Below are 17,495 nucleotides of genomic sequence, written 5' to 3'. Positions count from 1 at the left end.
GCTGAATAGTGTATCCTTTGTACAATAATCCCTTCTGATATAATTCATTGAGTAACCACCACAAAGTTTCTATGTAACGATTGTCATAAGTGATGTACGGATCGCTCATATCCACCCAGTAACCCATTTTCCGGGTAAGATCTTCCCATTCACGCGTATATTTCATCACTTCTTTACGGCAGGCAGCATTGTATTCTTCTACCGAAATGGTTTTTCCAATATCTTCCTTGGTAATACCGAGCGCTTTTTCAACACTAAGCTCAACAGGTAAACCGTGGGTATCCCACCCGGCTTTCCTTTTTACATGAAACCCTTTTTGCGTTTTATACCTACAAAAAATGTCTTTAATGGCACGTGCCATCACATGATGAATACCAGGCATTCCGTTAGCTGACGGCGGCCCTTCATAAAAGACAAAACCGGGTTTTCCTTCACGTATGGTAAGACTTTGTTCAAATGTGTGTTCGTTGGTCCATCTTTCCAACACGTCTTTATTGATCCGGGAAAGATCCAATCCTTTGTATTCGGGAAATTTAGTTTGCATCAAGGTTATTTTTTGAAAAAACATACAAAGATACGGATTATTGGTCAGTTGACAATGGAAGAGAAAATGGAGAATGAAAAATGGAGAATGGAGAATGAATGACTTTTTAGCCATTCTATCCAGATGCTTAAAATATATACATTGCAATCGCCATAATTATTAATAATTTATGTGAATCAGGGGTTGAAATGAATGTTGCGATTTTATCGGATATCCCGAAGGGATTGAATATGAACTTAGCGTAAGAATTCTCATGAGCATTGCGAATAATAACCATGGGTTGCATCCGCGGCTGGAAGATCACCTTCCTTTATGTCCCCGAAACCCGAAGGGTTCACCAAAGGTAACGGGGTAAACGGCGTAAATTATGGTATTCGCCCCCTATTTGGAGACGCCGTAACATATTGTCCGTTTTTTCAATGGGTTTACTCCCGATGGTCGTGAGCTGCAGTTCACCCACGGTTATTCACATTGAGGTCTTTCAGACCTCCTTTATTCAATCCTTGAATCGCACAATTTAACTATAGATTAAAAAGCACATAGCATTCATATTCGGCAACTTATGCAATGCGATTCATTTCCATCAATCAACTGACAACCTGATATTCAATACAAAAACCCATATTGTCAAAAATGAACGAACTACTGTATATATTCATTTAATGAAAATGAAAAAAAACATTTTCTCATCTGTTGCCCGTAATTCATCATTCGTAATTCGTAATTAAAAAAATATTATGACTATTTTTACCTACTTTTAGAACGTAGGAAGTTGTATTAACAGATAAATTGCCAAACAAATGAAATCGAATTTACTTATTTTTCTTTTATTGACCCTAGTGATACCTATAGAGGCTCAGGATGCTTATACAAAAGAACAACGAGCGGAATGGCTGCGAAAAGCGGAAGCCAGTAAGCCGACATTATCGGAAACCATCAAGCATCCGGTCCGATTGGTAAGACTGAACGAGAATAAAAGCGCGTTTCAGGGATGGGAAATGCTGAATGCCGGAAATATTGACGAATTATATGGCCGGTCAATCAAAGAACAATCCGGTGTGATTGTCGACTTTGGGGAACATATCACCGGTCATTTTTCCTGTACTTTCGATCTTCTAGGAAGTTCAGACTCAGACGCTCCCGTCCGGTTTAAATTTACTTTCGGGGAAGTTCCGGCAGAGCTGGCTACCCCATTTGATCCTTATCCGGGTGGATTGAGCAGGGCCTGGCTTCAGGATGAAGTTGTAACTATTGATTATATCCCCAACAAGATCTCCATACCGAGAAGATTGTCTTTCAGGTATGTAAAAATCGAGATGCTGGCACATTCTTCATTTAATTTTAGGATATCCGGAATGGAAGTAAAAGCCACTACATCAGCAACAGGAACACCCGGAAAACTGGCCGCAACTACCCCTGCTGCCATTGCCGATATTGACCGGGTTGGCCTGACAACATTAAAAGAATGCATGCAGACGGTATATGAAGACGGTCCTAAACGGGATCTCCGGTTATGGATCGGGGACCTGTACCTGGAAGCCCTTGCCAATACCTATTCATACAAGAATCACAGCCTGACAAAACGTTGCCTGTATTTGTTAGCCGGACTGGCTGCTCCGAACGGATTCCTGCATGCTACGGTATATGACATTCCCGAACCACATCCACAGACCGGGCAACATATCCTGGATTATGCACTGTTATGGAATGTTTCGTTACTGGATTACCTGAAAACAACAGGTGATAAAGAAACAGCGTTAGATCTCTGGCCGGTAGCTCAGAAACAGATCGAGGTAGCTAAAACATATATCGGTGATGACCTGTTATACAACAACAAACCGATCTGGATATTTTTTGACTGGCGGGAAGGTCTGGATAAACGGGCTGCCTTACAGGGTTTGTTTGTAAAAACATTTAAAGACACTTATGAGCTGGCCAAAATACTGGGTAAAGAAAAAGAAGTAGCTGAAATACCCGGTTTAGTCAAACAATTGACGAAGGTGGCAAAAAAGAATTTCTTCGATATCAAACGAGGTATTTTTCTTAGCGGAAAACAACAACAGGTTTCCTATATGTCACAAATATGGATGATCCTGGGGGGCGTTACCAATAAATCGGAATCCCAGAAAGCACTCCGGACGGTGATGTCGATGCCGGAAGCCGTATATCCCGGCTCTCCTTATGGTACCCATTTCCTGATAGAGGCAATGATTGCCTGTGGCATGGAACAGGAGGCCAAGGATTACCTGGTGAAATACTGGGGTGGTATGGTAACCAAAGGTGCAGATACTTTTTGGGAAGTATATGATCCGAACAATGACTTTTTATCTCCATACAAATTTTTCCCGATAAACAGTTATTGTCATGCATGGAGTTGTACTCCGGTGTATTTTATCCGGAAATATCCGGAAATTTTTCAACGATAAATGGTAAAAAGCATTATTTATCGATGACTCAAAAACCTAAATTTATTCACTAAAAACAATAAAAATGGAAGAAAAAATTTGTCAAAGTTGCGGAATGCCTTTAAAAGAAGCAGTAGATTTTGGGACCAATGCTGATGGAAGTTCCAACAATGAATATTGCTCCTATTGTTTCAAAGATGGGTCGTTTACTAACGATATAAGCATGGACGAGATGATCGAAATCAATCTGGACTATCTCGATGAATACAACAAGGATGCCGAACAAAAAGTAACCAAAGAAGAAGCCCGGGAACAAATGAAAACTTATTTTCCGACACTCAAACGCTGGAATAATAATTAAACCTTATTTTTAATATTCGTCTCCTACAATGTAGGAGACGAATATTAAAAACTGCATGATACCAATTATCAGGAAATCATTTCAATATTTTCTGTAAATATTTCTGCAGGATCTGAGCATGATTTTCAGCAGCATTTTTTGATGCATACAATAATGTGATTGTTTTCTGTTCCTTTACCTGATTAACAAAATCTGTCATTGCAGATGATGCTTCCAACTCATGGGTATATTCTTCCCTGAATCCGGACCATCGGGTCCCAGGGTCTTCATGATACCATTCCCTTAAAGGCGTGGAAGGGGTGATATCTTTAGCCCATAAATCATAATGCAGGTTTTCTTTTTTAATCCCCCTGGGCCATAGTTTGTCTACCAATATCCTGAATCCATCCGATGTTTCTTCAGGATCGTATACTCTCTTGATCTTGATCTGTGTCATGTATTATAAGTATTTATTTAATACCGAAAATATAACTGTTGCAATGTAGTTATAATTTTAGAATATAGGATGCGCCTAGGCATAACTCAAGTAAACTTGGCTCTGTTCTCGCCTTTCACTATATTTTGAAATAGAAATACTAACAATTTGCCTTTTTGCGTATTCGTAAAAACACGAATAAATTCCAACAGAACAATTAACTGTCTTTTTCTTATTATGTAAAGTTCAATAAATCATCTACATAAAACCAATCATATAACACTGATTTACTACACCTTATCAACATTCAATATAAAATAATCAATTATCATATATAAGATCAATTTTTGATCCTATAGAAAATATGACTAAAATTGCCGCTTCAAAACATTCTTTACGTGAACGAAAAATTAAAGGGACATTTGATTGTCCTGGTCACCAATATCCTTTTCGGATTAAATATCCCAATTTCAAAGGCTATCTTATCAACAGACATCGGACCATTTGGGTGGTCTTTTTTGCGCGCGCTATTTACCTGTATCTGCTTCTGGTTGCTTTCGCTGTTTCTACCTAAAGAACCCATTGTGAAAAAATCGGATTATGGTATGTTGGTTTTGTGCGCATTGTTTGGTCTGGTGTTTAACCAGTTATCATTTGTGGCCGGCTTGACCCTGACATCTCCGATCGACGCATCCATCATCACCACCTCTGTTCCGGTGCTGGTCATGCTCATTGCCGCCATCGTATTAAAAGAACCTATTACAACAACCAAGGTAACAGGTGTTTTTGTAGGCGCAACAGGTGCTTTGTTACTCATTCTCTCGGCTTCGAATAAAGCCACAGGTGCAGGAAGCATACAAGGCGACCTGCTCTGTGTAGTCAGTTGTCTTTCATATGCCATATATCTGGTTATTTCCAAACCGATCGTACAACGCTATTCCTCTGTTACGGTGATGAAATGGACATTTCTTTTCTCAACTTTATTTCTTTCTCCGACAGGTTTACGGGAAGTAATCAATTATCCTTATCCTGATTTTGATACCCGCCTTTGGTTGCAAATAACTTATGCACTGGTCGGCGGTACATTTATCCCGTACCTTTTGATCCCCTTAGGCCTAAAACGGTTACGCCCCACCACCATGAGCATGTATAATTATGTACAACCACTGGTTGCCTCCATAGTAGCCATTATCATTTTACAGGATACATTCACCTGGGTGAAAGCATGTGCGGCAATACTCGTATTTACAGGTGTATTCATCGTAAATAAAAGTAAATCCAGGGCCCAGATGGAAGCGGAGAAATCGGGGAAGAACGGATAATTTTATTGTTGAGAATTCATATCCCCTCAAATATCCGTATCAATTAATTTTTAATGGCATTTTTTACTAACTTTGTCACATAATTTTCACACCAATAATTACATAAACACCACAATGTCAAGTGACAATCCCATAAAAATATTTGCCGGTTCCGGTTCTCAGGAACTTGCAGAAAAAATAGCCAAAAGTTATGGTTCCAATGTAGGAAAATGCTCTATTCTTCGGTTCAGTGATGGTGAATTCCAGCCGGCATATGAAGAGTCTGTCCGCGGCGCTGCTGTTTTTATCATCCAATCCACATTTCCACCCGCTGAAAACCTGTTTGAATTGCTTTTGATGATTGATGCGGCCAAACGTGCTTCTGCTGATAAGATTGTGGCTGTAATGCCTTATTTCGGATATGCCCGTCAGGACCGCAAAGACAGGCCACGTTGCGCCATCGGTGCCAAACTGGTAGCTAACCTGCTATGTGCTGCCGGAGTGGATCGTGTTATGACTATGGATCTACATGCGGATCCTATTCAGGGGTTCTTTGATGTTCCGGTAGATCATCTATATGCTTCTCCTATCTTTGTTCCATACCTGAAAAGCCTGAATCTGGATAATATGGTGATTGCAGCTCCTGATGTAGGTGGAACCAAACGCGCCAATGCCTATTCCCGTTTCCTGAATGTGGAAATGGCCATCTGCTATAAACTACGGAAAAAAGCCAATGAAATCAGTGAAATGAAGGTAATCGGCGATGTGGAAAACAAAGATGTCGTCATTGTGGATGATATGGTAGATACTGCCGGAACGATCACTCTTGCCGCAGACCTGATGCACGAGTTGGGTGCTAATTCTGTCAGGGTGGTCAGCACACATCCTGTCCTTTCAGGTCCTGCTTATGACAGGATAAAAAAATCACATATCGTTGAAATGGTAGTAACCGATACAATTCCATTGATCATACCACATCCGAAAATCAAAGTATTATCTGTTGCCGATATTTTCGCAGATGTCATCCAGAAAGTATATACACATCAGTCGATCAGTGATAATTTTATTGATAACAGACGGATACCTAAAGATTAACTGATTGCCAACCTAACCGTTCTTTTTCAAGATGCCGGACACGACAAAACCAATAATAGTAAAGAAACGTTTCTTCCTGAACGTTGTTTTGTGGTTGCTGGGTTGTTTTATACTGGACTCTTGTGGAAACAGATACAGGATACCCGAAGATAAATTTGTGGATATCCTTACGGATATGCATCTTTCAAAAGCATATTATAACTCTATCGGGATCACAGATGCCCGTTGGATGGACACCATACCATACAACCTCCATATTGTCGAAAAATACGGATATAAGTGGACACAGTTTGACAGTACGGTATCATGGTATTGTTCCCACCCAAAAGATTACCAGAGTGTATATGACGAAGTGATTGCCCGTTTGAATGATCTGGAAAAACTGGTTTCCGATGAACTTGATTTTCCCCAGGAACTATGGACATACTATAGGATACGACAGTTGCCTCCCGATGGGGAACAGGATTCTGTTGCCGTAAATGTCCTACTGAAAGGTATCGGAAAATATATCATCAAAGCGAAAATACGGGTTTATCCGGAAGATGCTTCCATAGATCCCAGGATCTGTATGTATTGGTGGAGAAGCGACACCACGGCCTTAGGTATATGTGACACATTCTGGGTAGCTCCGATACGAAAAGACGGACTGATGATCGAATACAGTACGGAACAGATCTTACAGCCGGGAAATAGCTATACCCATCTGAAAGGCAATTGGCTGCACAGCGATAAGAACATATTGGATTCGACCTGGAGTAAACGTGCCGAAATAAAAGACATCTCTATCTATCATATTCCCCAGAAATTTGATTGAGAGCTTCGGGTATGCGCCGTCTATCAGCCCATTTTGTATTTCCGGTAACTTCCCCACCCATGAAAATGGGCATAATATGCCTGGATCATGCCGGAACAATCACAGATATCATTGATACAAAGGGTTGTCTAAAAGAACGCGAAAAAGTAGAATTTTACAACGGGATCCTTATTCCCGGCCTGATCAACGTATGTAAACAAAATCATGTATCATCCGGATCACTTCTTGATAAAACAGTAGATAAATACATAAACACCGAAACGCCCACGGACACACAATTATATGTATTTGAAAAGATAAAGGATATTTGTCAAACAGTACCTAATATCTCTCTGGAACAGCTATTGTACCGGGTAACATGGGATGCTGCAAAAACTTTGGGATTGGATAAGATGCAGGGTAGTTTTGAAAAAGGGAAAAAACCGGGAGTTTCCCTGATCTCACCTGTTAATTATGATCCGCTGTTTTTAACAGAACTGAGTAAAATAAAAATACTCATTGACCGGTTTCCTGCCCGGTAAATGATAAGTTTCATCCATTATTTTTCTCAGATTTTACACCATAATCAGTATAATTTTTATATTGAACTGACAGTTTTGATAAGAAATATATAATGAAACTGTCATATTTACTGATATCTTTAAACTGGTACGATTTTAGTATATAAATTAACAAAATAATGATGTACCTTTGGTTATAAGAAAGATTTCATTATTAAAATCTAAAGCTTACCAATATGGATAACGAAAATATATATAGAAAAATACAGGACTTCTTTGGTAACCTGCAAGATAATTTCAGCCTTTTGGAAGAGCCGGTAGATGTAAATACCCAAATGAAATATTTTGAGGCATCCGGCAAGTTGCGTGGATCTATTAAAGAAGAAGATATTTTAGCAAGAAAGGAAGATTTGCTAAATCCAGATATACCTACCAGCGAAAAAGAAACATTATTGGTTCAGATGGCTGGAATCCCCAACCCTGAAATATTCAGGACAATAGAAGCGTACGTAAAAAATCCCGACGAATCATTAAAAGAATGGGCCCAGTTGGCATTGCAGGAAAATAAACTTTTACTGGAAAGTCATTTGCTTGACCGGAGGCAGGTGTTTATTTCAACAGGATTGGGTGGAAAAGGTCACAAACTAAGATATTTTGTTGTACTGATCAATAAAGAAGGCGGTGACTTACAGCCTTTCCAACAAAAAATCGTACACGATGAGATGGAATATGCCCTGAATCGTTACAACAGTGAACTGGAAAAGCTGAATTTTCTGGTTAATTATACGACCATGAGAGTAGTGGTCCCCATCACATCCGACCTGACCAAACTTTTCCGTGAAGGGATTGAAGAATGTAATCAATTCGGCAATTTCCTGTCGGATGATTTCATTGTCACCAACATGAAGGAATTGGATGCAGGTGAAATAAAGGAAGCCCTTGAAGCCAGGGAAAACAATATGGAGATAGAGTCGGAAGATGATGATTTTCCTCCCATAGATTGATACCGATAGAGCTCTTATCACCGGCAAAGAATGTTGCATATGGTAAAGCAGCCATTTTACATGGTGCTGATGCCGTATATATAGGAGCATCATATTATGGCGCCAGGGCTGAAGCAGCCAATACGATCCCCGAAATTGCCGAATTGGTACGCTTTGCTCATCTATACAGGGCTAAAGCATATGTTACCATCAATACGATCCTGTTTGACCAGGAAATAGAAAATGCCGTTTCATTAGCATGGGAACTTTATGAAGCAGGTGTTGATGCATTGATCATCCAGGATATGGGGTTAATGCAGTGCCATCTTCCACCATTACCTTTATTTGCCAGCACACAAACCCATAACCACACCCCTGAAAAAATTAAATTTCTTGAAGATACCGGTTTTCAACGTGTCATTTTGGCACGTGAACTGACATTGGATGAAATCAGAGAGATACGGCTTAAAACCCGTATAGAACTGGAATGTTTCGTTCATGGCGCTTTGTGTGTTTCATACAGCGGTCAATGCTATATGAGTCATGCTATAACCGGACGGAGTGGAAACCGGGGAACATGCGCCCAACCCTGCCGTTCTTCTTATCGTTTATTGGATGCATCGGGTAACACATTGATCAATGATGCCCGTTTGTTATCCCTGAAAGATCTTAACCTGTCGGATTTTTTACCGGACCTGTTGGAGGCAGGCGTTACTTCTTTTAAAATTGAAGGCCGTCTGAAAGATATCAATTATGTTAAGAACATTACGGCATTTTACCGTCAGCACCTGGATGCCGTTTTTAAAAATAAAAAAGCCTATGACCCTGCTTCATCCGGAAAAACCATTTTTAATTTTACACCTAATCCCTATAAAACCTTTAACAGGGGGTATACCGATTATTTTGTAAAAGGATGCAGGAAAAAAGTGGCATCTTTACAGACTCAAAAGTCGTTGGGAGAAAAGCTGGGAAAAGTAAACAGGGTGCATGCTTCTTATTTTACCATAGATACGCCACTGCAGGTAAGTAACGGGGACGGATTGTGCTGGATACATCCTCAAAAAGGAATACAGGGTGTATTGGTGAATAAAGTGGAAGGAGGCAAGATATTTCCTGCCAGGCCGGTCGACATCCCTATGGGGACGGAAATATACAGAAATAATGATTTTTGTTTTGAAAAACAGCTTTCTGTGAACTCTTCAGACAGACGGATCGGTATCACTTTTAAACTGGAAGAAAATGAAACCGGGTATACCGTTATGGTTGAAGATGAAGATGGAAACCGTACCGATGATACTTTTGAAACAGAGAAAATTCCTGCAAAGGATATACATCAGGCACAGGCGCAGATCAAAAAACAGTTGGGTAAATTGGGCAATACCGTTTTCTCTTTGTCCAACGTGATCATCTCCCCTTCTTTCGGATATTTCATTCCGGCTGCAGTATTGAATGAAATGCGCAGACAGGTAATCCTGAAATTAGAAAATATCCGTATGGATATATATCATGCAAAAAAAGCAGAAAGACCGGATCTACTGGCTTCTTATCCTGAAAAGAAAGTAGGTTATCTGGCAAACATAGCCAATCAGCAAGCCCGGAAATTTTATGAAAAATACGGAGTGGAAGTCACCGAAAAAGCTTTTGAGTTACAAAGTGATTACCGTGGAAAATTGCTGATGGTCACGAAACATTGCATCAAATACCAATATGGGCTTTGTCCGTTCAAACAACAGGCCAAGCAAAAATGGAAAGAGCCTTTGTTACTACAGGATCAACAGAATACATACAGGATACAGTTCGATTGTAAACTTTGTGTGATGAAGATATACAACAAGGATTAAAAGATACAATGTTGTCAAAAATTCCATAACAACGGTTTAACCTTTAACCCGGCATAACCAACTTAATATAGCATTCTCAACAAAGTTAATTACATATTAAGCCGAACATTCACGGTTGGATAACAGCACAATAACGTTGGCGGATTTTGAGTACTCCATCTAACCCGTATGCTGTCAGTGGTATTTAACTATCGAAAATTGCGTATTCCACTCGTTACTCACTCCATTTTTAGGGTAAAATTAAAGAGGACTTTTCCTCTTTAAGTGATGGTGTAAAGGTAGGTGTTTTCGTAGAGAGAAATTCTGCAATCAAAGATGTGCTTTTAGTTCACAAACTAACTGTTCTAATCTATTAGCCTTATTTGAGGACTTTAATTCGCATTCCCAAATAACAATGACATGCCATCCTAGAATTTCTAACGATTGTATATTATAAATATCCCTTTTTACATTTGAAGATATTTTTTTTGTCCAATAATCAACGTTGGATGTAGGAAGTTTTGCGGCTTCACATCCATGGTGACCATGCCAAAAACAACCGTGAATAAGCACTATTGTCTTGTATTTTGGAAATACAATATCTGGCTTTCCAGGTAAGTTCTTAACATTCTTTCTATATCTGAATCCCTTAGAGAATAAATATTTTCTAACTAATATTTCAGGTTTTGTATCTTTGCCGGAAACCTTCGACATAATGTCGGAACGCTTTGATTTAGAGAATACATCCATTTTGGTCTTATGCGACAAAAAAGTCTTCTTTCTTTAGATTCTTATCACCTAGACATACTAAAGATTCTCTCGCCTGAATTAGGTTCATTGCAAACATCATATCCTTTACGTCTTCTAATCGATCTATTTGTTGTGTGTAATAATTCTTCATCCTTTTATATGACTCGTAAATAGTAATGTCTTCTGATAAAAATGATACTATGCCTGCATTGTCGCAATTTTTTGAAATTTCTTTTTGTTCATCTTTTTTATAAGCATTTATTTCATTTTCATAACCAACAAAAGCAAGACATCCTTGTTCTACTAAGTGTGGGCCAAGTTCTTTTCCAGCCGAGCAAGCAGTTGTATAAAATAGCGAATTTGTAAAATGCTGAGTATTAGCACCTTTCTCCACATAATTATCTTCTTGGCTACATAACGCATATTCATTACCATGTGAATAAGCGATAAAGATGAAAGGATTAGGATGGTAAGTAGGCACCTTCAAATCAATATAGGCTGAATTGCACTGATTACCAGAAATTTCATTTATTGATCCTTCCAATGATTCTTTTAGTTCTTCTAACAAACCTAATATTTGATTTTTACAATCATTAAAATAAACTCCAAGGTTGTCGTCGCGATCATCAGAGACTATTATAAAGTTAATCATTGATTTTCTTTTTTCCTCTTGTTAATAAATCAATCGCTAACAGCAAGATATTACGTTCCAGTGTTTTTCCAAATTCTGTTCGTTGTCTAATTTCAGTTAATATTGATGCGAGTGTTTGCTCTTTACCTGATGAAGAGGTTAAGAACGGCTCTTTCTGTTCCTCCTCAGTATGTTTGTTAATCCATTGTTCTAAGACACAGTCTACTCGAATATCTAGGGTATGAATTGCTTCTTTAATCAGTTCAATTTTATCTTCGAGAGATATAGTTTTGTCAACTACAGCTAACGCATCTTTATTGATATACGTGACTAATTCCTGATTTGGAATCTCATCAATAAGTTTTGCCGTAATGATAATCACATATAAAAGAGCTGTCTTTTCTCTTATCTTCAAAAAAATGTCCGTTCCATTAGGCTCTCCTGCCCCTAAATCATAATCTAATAATACTATCATCTTGCTGTTCAGATTATCGAGTATATATTCTAATCCATCTTTTGCATTATCCTTTAAGATTATATTTGCATTCTTGAAATTTAATTGTAATTGGACTAATAGTGGGTCTGTCTTTTTTAGATTATCATCTATAACGATGATGTTTAAAGTTGAATCTCCCATAATTGTTACTTTTTAAAAGGCAAAGTGATTTTTACAGTTGTTCCTGTTGGTAAAAACTCATTATCAACCACTTCAACAGTTCCTCTCAAGGCTTCTATTCTTGTTTTTACAATGAATAAGCCAAGCCCGGCACCACCATCCTCCGCTGTTGATGTGTAATATAATTCAAAAACTTTCTTTCTATCACCGTCTTTAATACCGACACCATTGTCTGAAAAAAACAAAATAAAACTATCGTTTTCTATATAACCTGAACATTTGATTCTCTTATCGCTTTTCTCTTTTAAAGCTTTAATGGAATTGTCTATTAAGTTTTGAAATATATCTGCAAAAAATTGTTTATTGGCATTGATAATGAAATTATCTCTTATTTCGATTGAAGGTGTTATGGCTTCGGTTTTAAATCGGAATTGATATTCCGCAAAAAGGTTTTCAATAAGCTTTTTTACGTCAAAATCATCAAAAGGTATATTGGAGCCAGCATAGCTTAACATATAGTTGATAACTTTATTTAGAATAGTCATTTCTTCATAAATCTCAATCGAGTATAATTTGAAAAAATCCTCAAGATCGCTATTAGGATAATGCAATTTGAAAAATTCCGCTTTATCTTTTATTTTACCTAATGATGTCCTAACTGCATGAGACATGTTTGCTGCGTAGTCCTGTAAAGACATTAGACTCAAATAGATATTTTCTTTGCGAAGGAATTCTTTTTCTGCTTTTTTCTGCTCTGATACACCCTTTTTAACCGCAGAATCCACTTGTCTAGCTTGCTTTTTTAAAGGCGAAAGCTCTTGTTTTAATGTAGGATTATTTTTTTCTAAAATCTCAATAGTCTTAACGAATTCCTTTACATCCTCACTAGCCTTTTCTAGATCTTCAGTAACGGTTATTTTTCCTTTTTCACGTTCATAAATACGCAAATCTGAAAAAACATCTATTTGATCAATTATAAATTGCTTTAATTTTTTGTATTCATTGTTTTCGACAAAATCTTGTCGATTCGTTGCATCAATAATTTGAGGATTTCTCTCTTTTGTTATATCAATAACACCTATAATATCTCTTGTGCTCAAGCGATTAAAAATATCTCTCCAAAGACGTTTATCAATACCTAAAATGTCTCTCTTTTTATCCGGGTGTTCTTCAAACTCTGCAAATGGAGTAGTAATTAAACCATCTCTATAAATTTTAACTCCATCTATACGAGTTTCATCGTTTTTATATTTTGCCTTATATCGTTTCTTTGCAGATGCATCAAAATAATATAATTGCATTGAAATAAGTCCGAACGATTTGGCTTGTACCTTACGTTTCTTTATTTCTCCATTGATTTCGTCAAAATAAAGCTCTTCTTGTATATTATTATTTAAATCAAAACCAATATTCGCAGAATGTGAGGCATATTGTGTAGTATCAACTTTTACAATTGTATCTTGTTTATAAGTATCATATTCGTTTGATTTGATATAAATATCGAATGGAGGATTCAAAGGATAGAAAGGAGATACAAGTTTTGTTAATTCTTTATATAGTCTATCTATGTCGTTTTTAGTCCAAACTTCTCGAATACCTGAAATCTCTAAAGTAGTACCTTGTTCATCGGTTTTAGCATCTTCATATTGATATTTATTTTCAATATCTGTAAAAAGGATAATTTTATCTTGGGAATCTTCTTCCGTAATTATCAAAGATTTTTGCGTTTCATCTTTTATCTTTAAACTCTTTTCTTTGAGTTCTGTAGTATTTCCAACTTGTTCGTCTTTATTCTGCTGCTGAAAAGAGGTTTCATATTTATTCCAATCTATTTCAACGTTCAGTTTTTGGTTTGTCCCTATTTTTTTAGTAATAATATTGACTTTATCGCCAAGTTTATCAACAGCAAAACGACCGATTCCTTTTTCTCCGACACATCTGCGATTGAAAGGTTCGGGTGAATATGGTTCTTTGCGTTTACTTGACGTTCCTATAACCATCCATTTATCACGAATATCTTCAAATTCCATCCCATAACCATTATCTTTAATGGTTATTTTACTATAAGGATTGATAGATGATATGGTTTCGAAAATAACATCGACACGCGTTGAATTTGCATCATAGCTGTTTTTAACTAATTCAAACAAAGCTGTGATACGATCAGTTATCAATTCTCGACCAATCAGTCTGAATGTGCTGACATCAAATCTCCACTTTAGTATATTTCGTTCTGGATTATCCATTAGTTAGTTAATAGTCTTTATGTATTTTTCTATACTTTTCGCTATAGCTTGCCCCAGTCCGACAGGGACAGCATTTCCTATTTGACGAGCAAGAACTTGCATTTTAAACACTGCATTAGGATCTACTAAATCATAGTTGTCAGGGAATGATTGCAAAATAGCGGCTTCACGTAAAGATATGGCTCTATTTTGCTGTGGATGTCCAAATCTACCATTATTTAATCCTATACAATAAGTTGTCATAGTAGGAGCGACATCATTTCTCGACATTCTTCCATATACGCTTCTATACATTTGCCCTCCCTCTTTTTTGTGGCACTCTAAAAGCAAGCTTTCATCCCAGTCTTGCCAACCACCTCCTTCCGGAGTGGCTTTAATTCTTTTTCTGCTAAGATCTGTTAGTTTTCGGGCATAATGTAGAAAATCAGTTTCAGAATGTTCACCATCTTTTATTTCAGGTAAATGTCCTATCGCCTGCTGAACAGTCATATAGTTGTCTTTATGAGTAGGCGGAATCAATTCAAATTTGGAATATTTAGAGGCTAATAAGATGAGACGCTTTCGGCGTTGTGGTACACCATAATCTTGAGCGTTATAAATTCCATATGATATTTTGAAGCCATTTTTTTCTAATCGTTTAACAAAGTCGCCAAATACTTTACCTCCATTGAAATTTCGTAGCTGTGGCACATTTTCCATTGAAATTATCTCTGGTTGTGTCGCCTCAATTAAATCAGCGAATGAGTAAAGCAGTTTCCACTTAGTATCCTCCGCTTGTTTCTCGGCATTATTGTTGTTTTTATAATTAAATATCGAAAATGGTTGGCAAGGAGCACACCCAACGAGAATTTTCCGTTTATTTTTAGGATATAGGCTATTTAGTTCTGTAGCAGTTAATTTTGTTACGTCTTTATAAACAAATTGTGCTTTATTATTTACTTCATAAGCATAACGACAAGTCTCATCAAAATCAACGCCAGCAGACACATTAAAGTGCTCTTTCACAAAACCATGCGTAAGTCCGCCAATTCCGCAAAATAGATCCACAACAGCAAAATCCTTTTTTTTAGCCATATCTAAAGATACAAATTTCCTAAGATGCAAATATATATATTTTCTGTAGAACGTAGATAACTTCCTCGTTTTCATTAAAGATATAGCTTTAAAAAAATTGGTGCTACATAATGATTCCCTAAAATATTTCCTAAAATCAAAGTCTGTAAATTCATCACCTGAAAGGGCTTGCCCTCTATCTTTAACCCTATTTAAAATAACCATTACCCGTTCTTCAGCCCCATGAATCAGTTAAACGGAATCGAGCTTGCGAGCTCATGAAAATAATTTGTAATTACTTGCGTGAGGGCTTCGCCGTTCCACTTGAAAATGTACTTTTGACACACCTTCAAGCACTAAGATTAGTTGCCGTAAAAAAATACTTCAGCCGTTTCTGAAATGATCAGAAACGGCTGATATATTTTCGTTTTGGATGTTATTACCTTCGTCCCCGACGGCCGGCATTTTCCTTATTGGTTACCGGGACACCCGGTATTTTCTCAAGTGCATCGAAATCAATTACCGGAGCTATTCCTTTGGCAGGCCGTGTAAATTTGGAATTCAGGGGGGTATTGTCATCAAAGAACCCGCAATTCTGCATGAAAAACTTATCCCCGTCAAGTCCGCCTTTATAATCCATCCGTTTTTCCGCCCTTGCGGTAGCATCATACGTAAAAGTCACCTCGGTCAGTTCCCGCCACTGTTTATCTGTTCCATAAGCCCATTGATTACCATAATAACCTTTGCGGGTGATCCATCCTGTGTTGGTACTGAAATTTTCAAGGAAAGAGTATGCATTGGTATAATAAGTATTGGTTTTGGGCCTGCGGAAACAAGCCAGGAGCAGCCATTCGTCACTATCCGGATCATAAAAATACCCGGTGTACTCCGTGTTTCCTTTGCCGTCAGGTCTTATCCGGGTGAGAAACCTGTAAGTAGTCTCAACTTTCCATGGAAATACCATGAAACTCTGTCCACCGGATCCTTCTCCTCCGAATTCGGAACCTCTTACATTTTCTCCCCTGCGCAAATAAACTACCTTCTGGTCATCGGGAATTTCACCAGGATGATCTGTAACATAAGGACTCCACACAGAGAACAACACCCTGCGTTCGGTAGGCGAATTGACCTGTATCCCAAAATAGCCCTGTCCGAACCCGTTGGCCATAAAATAAGACCCTATCACATCATTCCCCTTAGGAATAGTGACTTCACTATAAAAATATTCCGTGGGAACTTCGGGAAGCTGGTGCCTGATGTGTGTGGATGGCCCCCGGCGACCAAAATGCGTACTGAAATCATATACATAATTGATGGGTTGATCGTTTACAGCATTACCGTTCACAATGAGTTCATAGAAATCGACACGATTTGTCGTATCGGTGTCCGGACGGAAGATATCCACCCGCTGGTAACCTTCTTTTTCAATTTTGAAAGTACCGGCAAAAATATCCGACTTTACCGTATCAACCCGGATCGTATTTGAGACTTCTGCAACTGTTACATTTAATTGGGCTTTTTTACCTGCCTTACCTCTCAGATAAACATGCATATCTCCAATGGCATTTACCCGGAAAAATACGGATACCGTTCTACCCGGTGTCATCACCTGTGAATACTCCCGGGATTGTCCGGAATCATTCCTCCGGCGCTGAGGGCGAACCACAGGAAGGGTATCGGTGATGTATGCATTTCCTTCCAGCCCTATTTCTATTTTCGGACTGGTGTCCTGCATGGCCTTTTTTTCCTGAGATGACAGATGGTCACAACTGGATAACATCGCTATTAACAGAACAATAACTGCTGTACTTATTATATTTTTCATCTGTTTATAATTTAATTTTTAAGGTCAGATGAACCCTGAAGGGCTCAGCGGAGCTAAATACGCCATAGATAATCATTACGGTGAGTGAACAGTAATGTTCATGGCTATTTCATGGTTGAATTAATTTTCGACGGAG

The 17,495-nt window shown here is 38.1% G+C and carries 16 protein-coding genes; 8 read left to right on the top strand and 8 right to left on the bottom strand.

Features of this window, described 5'->3' with window-relative positions; genetic code table 11:
• Positions 1–544: class I tRNA ligase family protein (locus tag LBQ60_12365; protein ID MDR2038709.1), on the bottom strand; the 544-nt coding region annotated here is incomplete at its 3' end.
• Positions 545–1,344: 800 nt separating this feature from the next.
• Between LBQ60_12365 and LBQ60_12360 the strand changes: the two genes are divergently transcribed.
• Positions 1,345–2,970, top strand: a complete 1,626-nt coding sequence (locus tag LBQ60_12360; GenBank protein MDR2038708.1) for a glycoside hydrolase — start codon at positions 1,345–1,347, stop codon at positions 2,968–2,970.
• A gap of 64 nt (positions 2,971–3,034) precedes the next feature.
• Positions 3,035–3,310 carry a zinc ribbon domain-containing protein gene (locus LBQ60_12355; protein MDR2038707.1) on the top strand — a complete coding sequence of 92 codons (276 nt, stop codon included), beginning with the start codon at positions 3,035–3,037 and terminating at the stop codon, positions 3,308–3,310.
• 76 nt (positions 3,311–3,386) lie between these two features.
• Here LBQ60_12355 and LBQ60_12350 read toward each other — a convergent pair whose 3' ends face one another.
• Positions 3,387–3,746, bottom strand: a complete 360-nt coding sequence (locus LBQ60_12350) for a DUF488 family protein (protein ID MDR2038706.1) — start codon at positions 3,744–3,746, stop codon at positions 3,387–3,389.
• 377 nt (positions 3,747–4,123) lie between these two features.
• Here LBQ60_12350 and LBQ60_12345 point away from each other — a divergent pair, with 377 nt between their 5' ends.
• The 6 genes from LBQ60_12345 to LBQ60_12320 all read left to right on the top strand — a co-directional run bounded on the left by LBQ60_12345 (position 4,124) and on the right by LBQ60_12320 (position 10,259).
• A complete protein-coding gene (locus LBQ60_12345; GenBank protein ID MDR2038705.1) occupies positions 4,124–5,047 on the top strand; it encodes a DMT family transporter in 924 nt (307 codons plus the stop codon).
• A gap of 114 nt (positions 5,048–5,161) precedes the next feature.
• Positions 5,162–6,121, top strand: a complete 960-nt coding sequence (locus tag LBQ60_12340) for a ribose-phosphate pyrophosphokinase (GenBank protein MDR2038704.1) — start codon at positions 5,162–5,164, stop codon at positions 6,119–6,121.
• 31 nt (positions 6,122–6,152) lie between these two features.
• Positions 6,153–6,935: a DUF4296 domain-containing protein gene (locus tag LBQ60_12335; protein MDR2038703.1), complete on the top strand. Its 783-nt coding sequence runs from the start codon at positions 6,153–6,155 to the stop codon at positions 6,933–6,935.
• An 11-nt stretch (positions 6,936–6,946) separates the two neighbouring features.
• Positions 6,947–7,456, top strand: a complete 510-nt coding sequence (locus LBQ60_12330) for a hypothetical protein (GenBank protein MDR2038702.1) — start codon at positions 6,947–6,949, stop codon at positions 7,454–7,456.
• 215 nt (positions 7,457–7,671) lie between these two features.
• The gene (locus LBQ60_12325; GenBank protein ID MDR2038701.1) at positions 7,672–8,439 is read left to right on the top strand and encodes a hypothetical protein; all 768 of its coding nucleotides are present in this window, start codon (positions 7,672–7,674) and stop codon (positions 8,437–8,439) included.
• The gene (locus tag LBQ60_12320) at positions 8,436–10,259 is read left to right on the top strand and encodes a U32 family peptidase (protein ID MDR2038700.1); all 1,824 of its coding nucleotides are present in this window, start codon (positions 8,436–8,438) and stop codon (positions 10,257–10,259) included. The genes LBQ60_12325 and LBQ60_12320 overlap by 4 nt, the downstream gene beginning before the upstream one ends.
• A 309-nt stretch (positions 10,260–10,568) precedes the next feature.
• On the opposite strand, the gene vsr is transcribed toward LBQ60_12320, so the two are convergent.
• The 6 genes from vsr to LBQ60_12290 form a co-directional block, all read right to left on the bottom strand.
• On the bottom strand, positions 10,569–10,988 hold the full coding sequence (gene vsr, locus LBQ60_12315; GenBank protein ID MDR2038699.1) for a DNA mismatch endonuclease Vsr: 420 nt from the start codon (positions 10,986–10,988) through the stop codon (positions 10,569–10,571).
• 7 nt (positions 10,989–10,995) lie between these two features.
• On the bottom strand, positions 10,996–11,640 hold the full coding sequence (locus LBQ60_12310) for a hypothetical protein (GenBank protein MDR2038698.1): 645 nt from the start codon (positions 11,638–11,640) through the stop codon (positions 10,996–10,998).
• A complete protein-coding gene (locus LBQ60_12305; protein ID MDR2038697.1) occupies positions 11,633–12,256 on the bottom strand; it encodes a hypothetical protein in 624 nt (207 codons plus the stop codon). Before LBQ60_12305 ends, LBQ60_12310 begins: the two co-directional genes overlap by 8 nt.
• A 5-nt stretch (positions 12,257–12,261) precedes the next feature.
• The gene (locus LBQ60_12300) at positions 12,262–14,481 is read right to left on the bottom strand and encodes an ATP-binding protein (GenBank protein MDR2038696.1); all 2,220 of its coding nucleotides are present in this window, start codon (positions 14,479–14,481) and stop codon (positions 12,262–12,264) included.
• A 3-nt stretch (positions 14,482–14,484) separates the two neighbouring features.
• Positions 14,485–15,555, bottom strand: a complete 1,071-nt coding sequence (locus LBQ60_12295) for a DNA cytosine methyltransferase (protein ID MDR2038695.1) — start codon at positions 15,553–15,555, stop codon at positions 14,485–14,487.
• A gap of 418 nt (positions 15,556–15,973) precedes the next feature.
• A complete protein-coding gene (locus LBQ60_12290) occupies positions 15,974–17,359 on the bottom strand; it encodes a DUF3472 domain-containing protein (GenBank protein ID MDR2038694.1) in 1,386 nt (461 codons plus the stop codon).
• Positions 17,360–17,495 lie beyond the last annotated feature (136 nt).

Source organism: Bacteroidales bacterium, from assembly GCA_031275285.1.
Classification (GTDB): Bacteria; Bacteroidota; Bacteroidia; order Bacteroidales; family UBA4181; genus JAIRLS01.
Note: the sequence above shows the minus strand (reverse complement) of the source record. Positions and strands in the feature narration are given on the sequence as shown.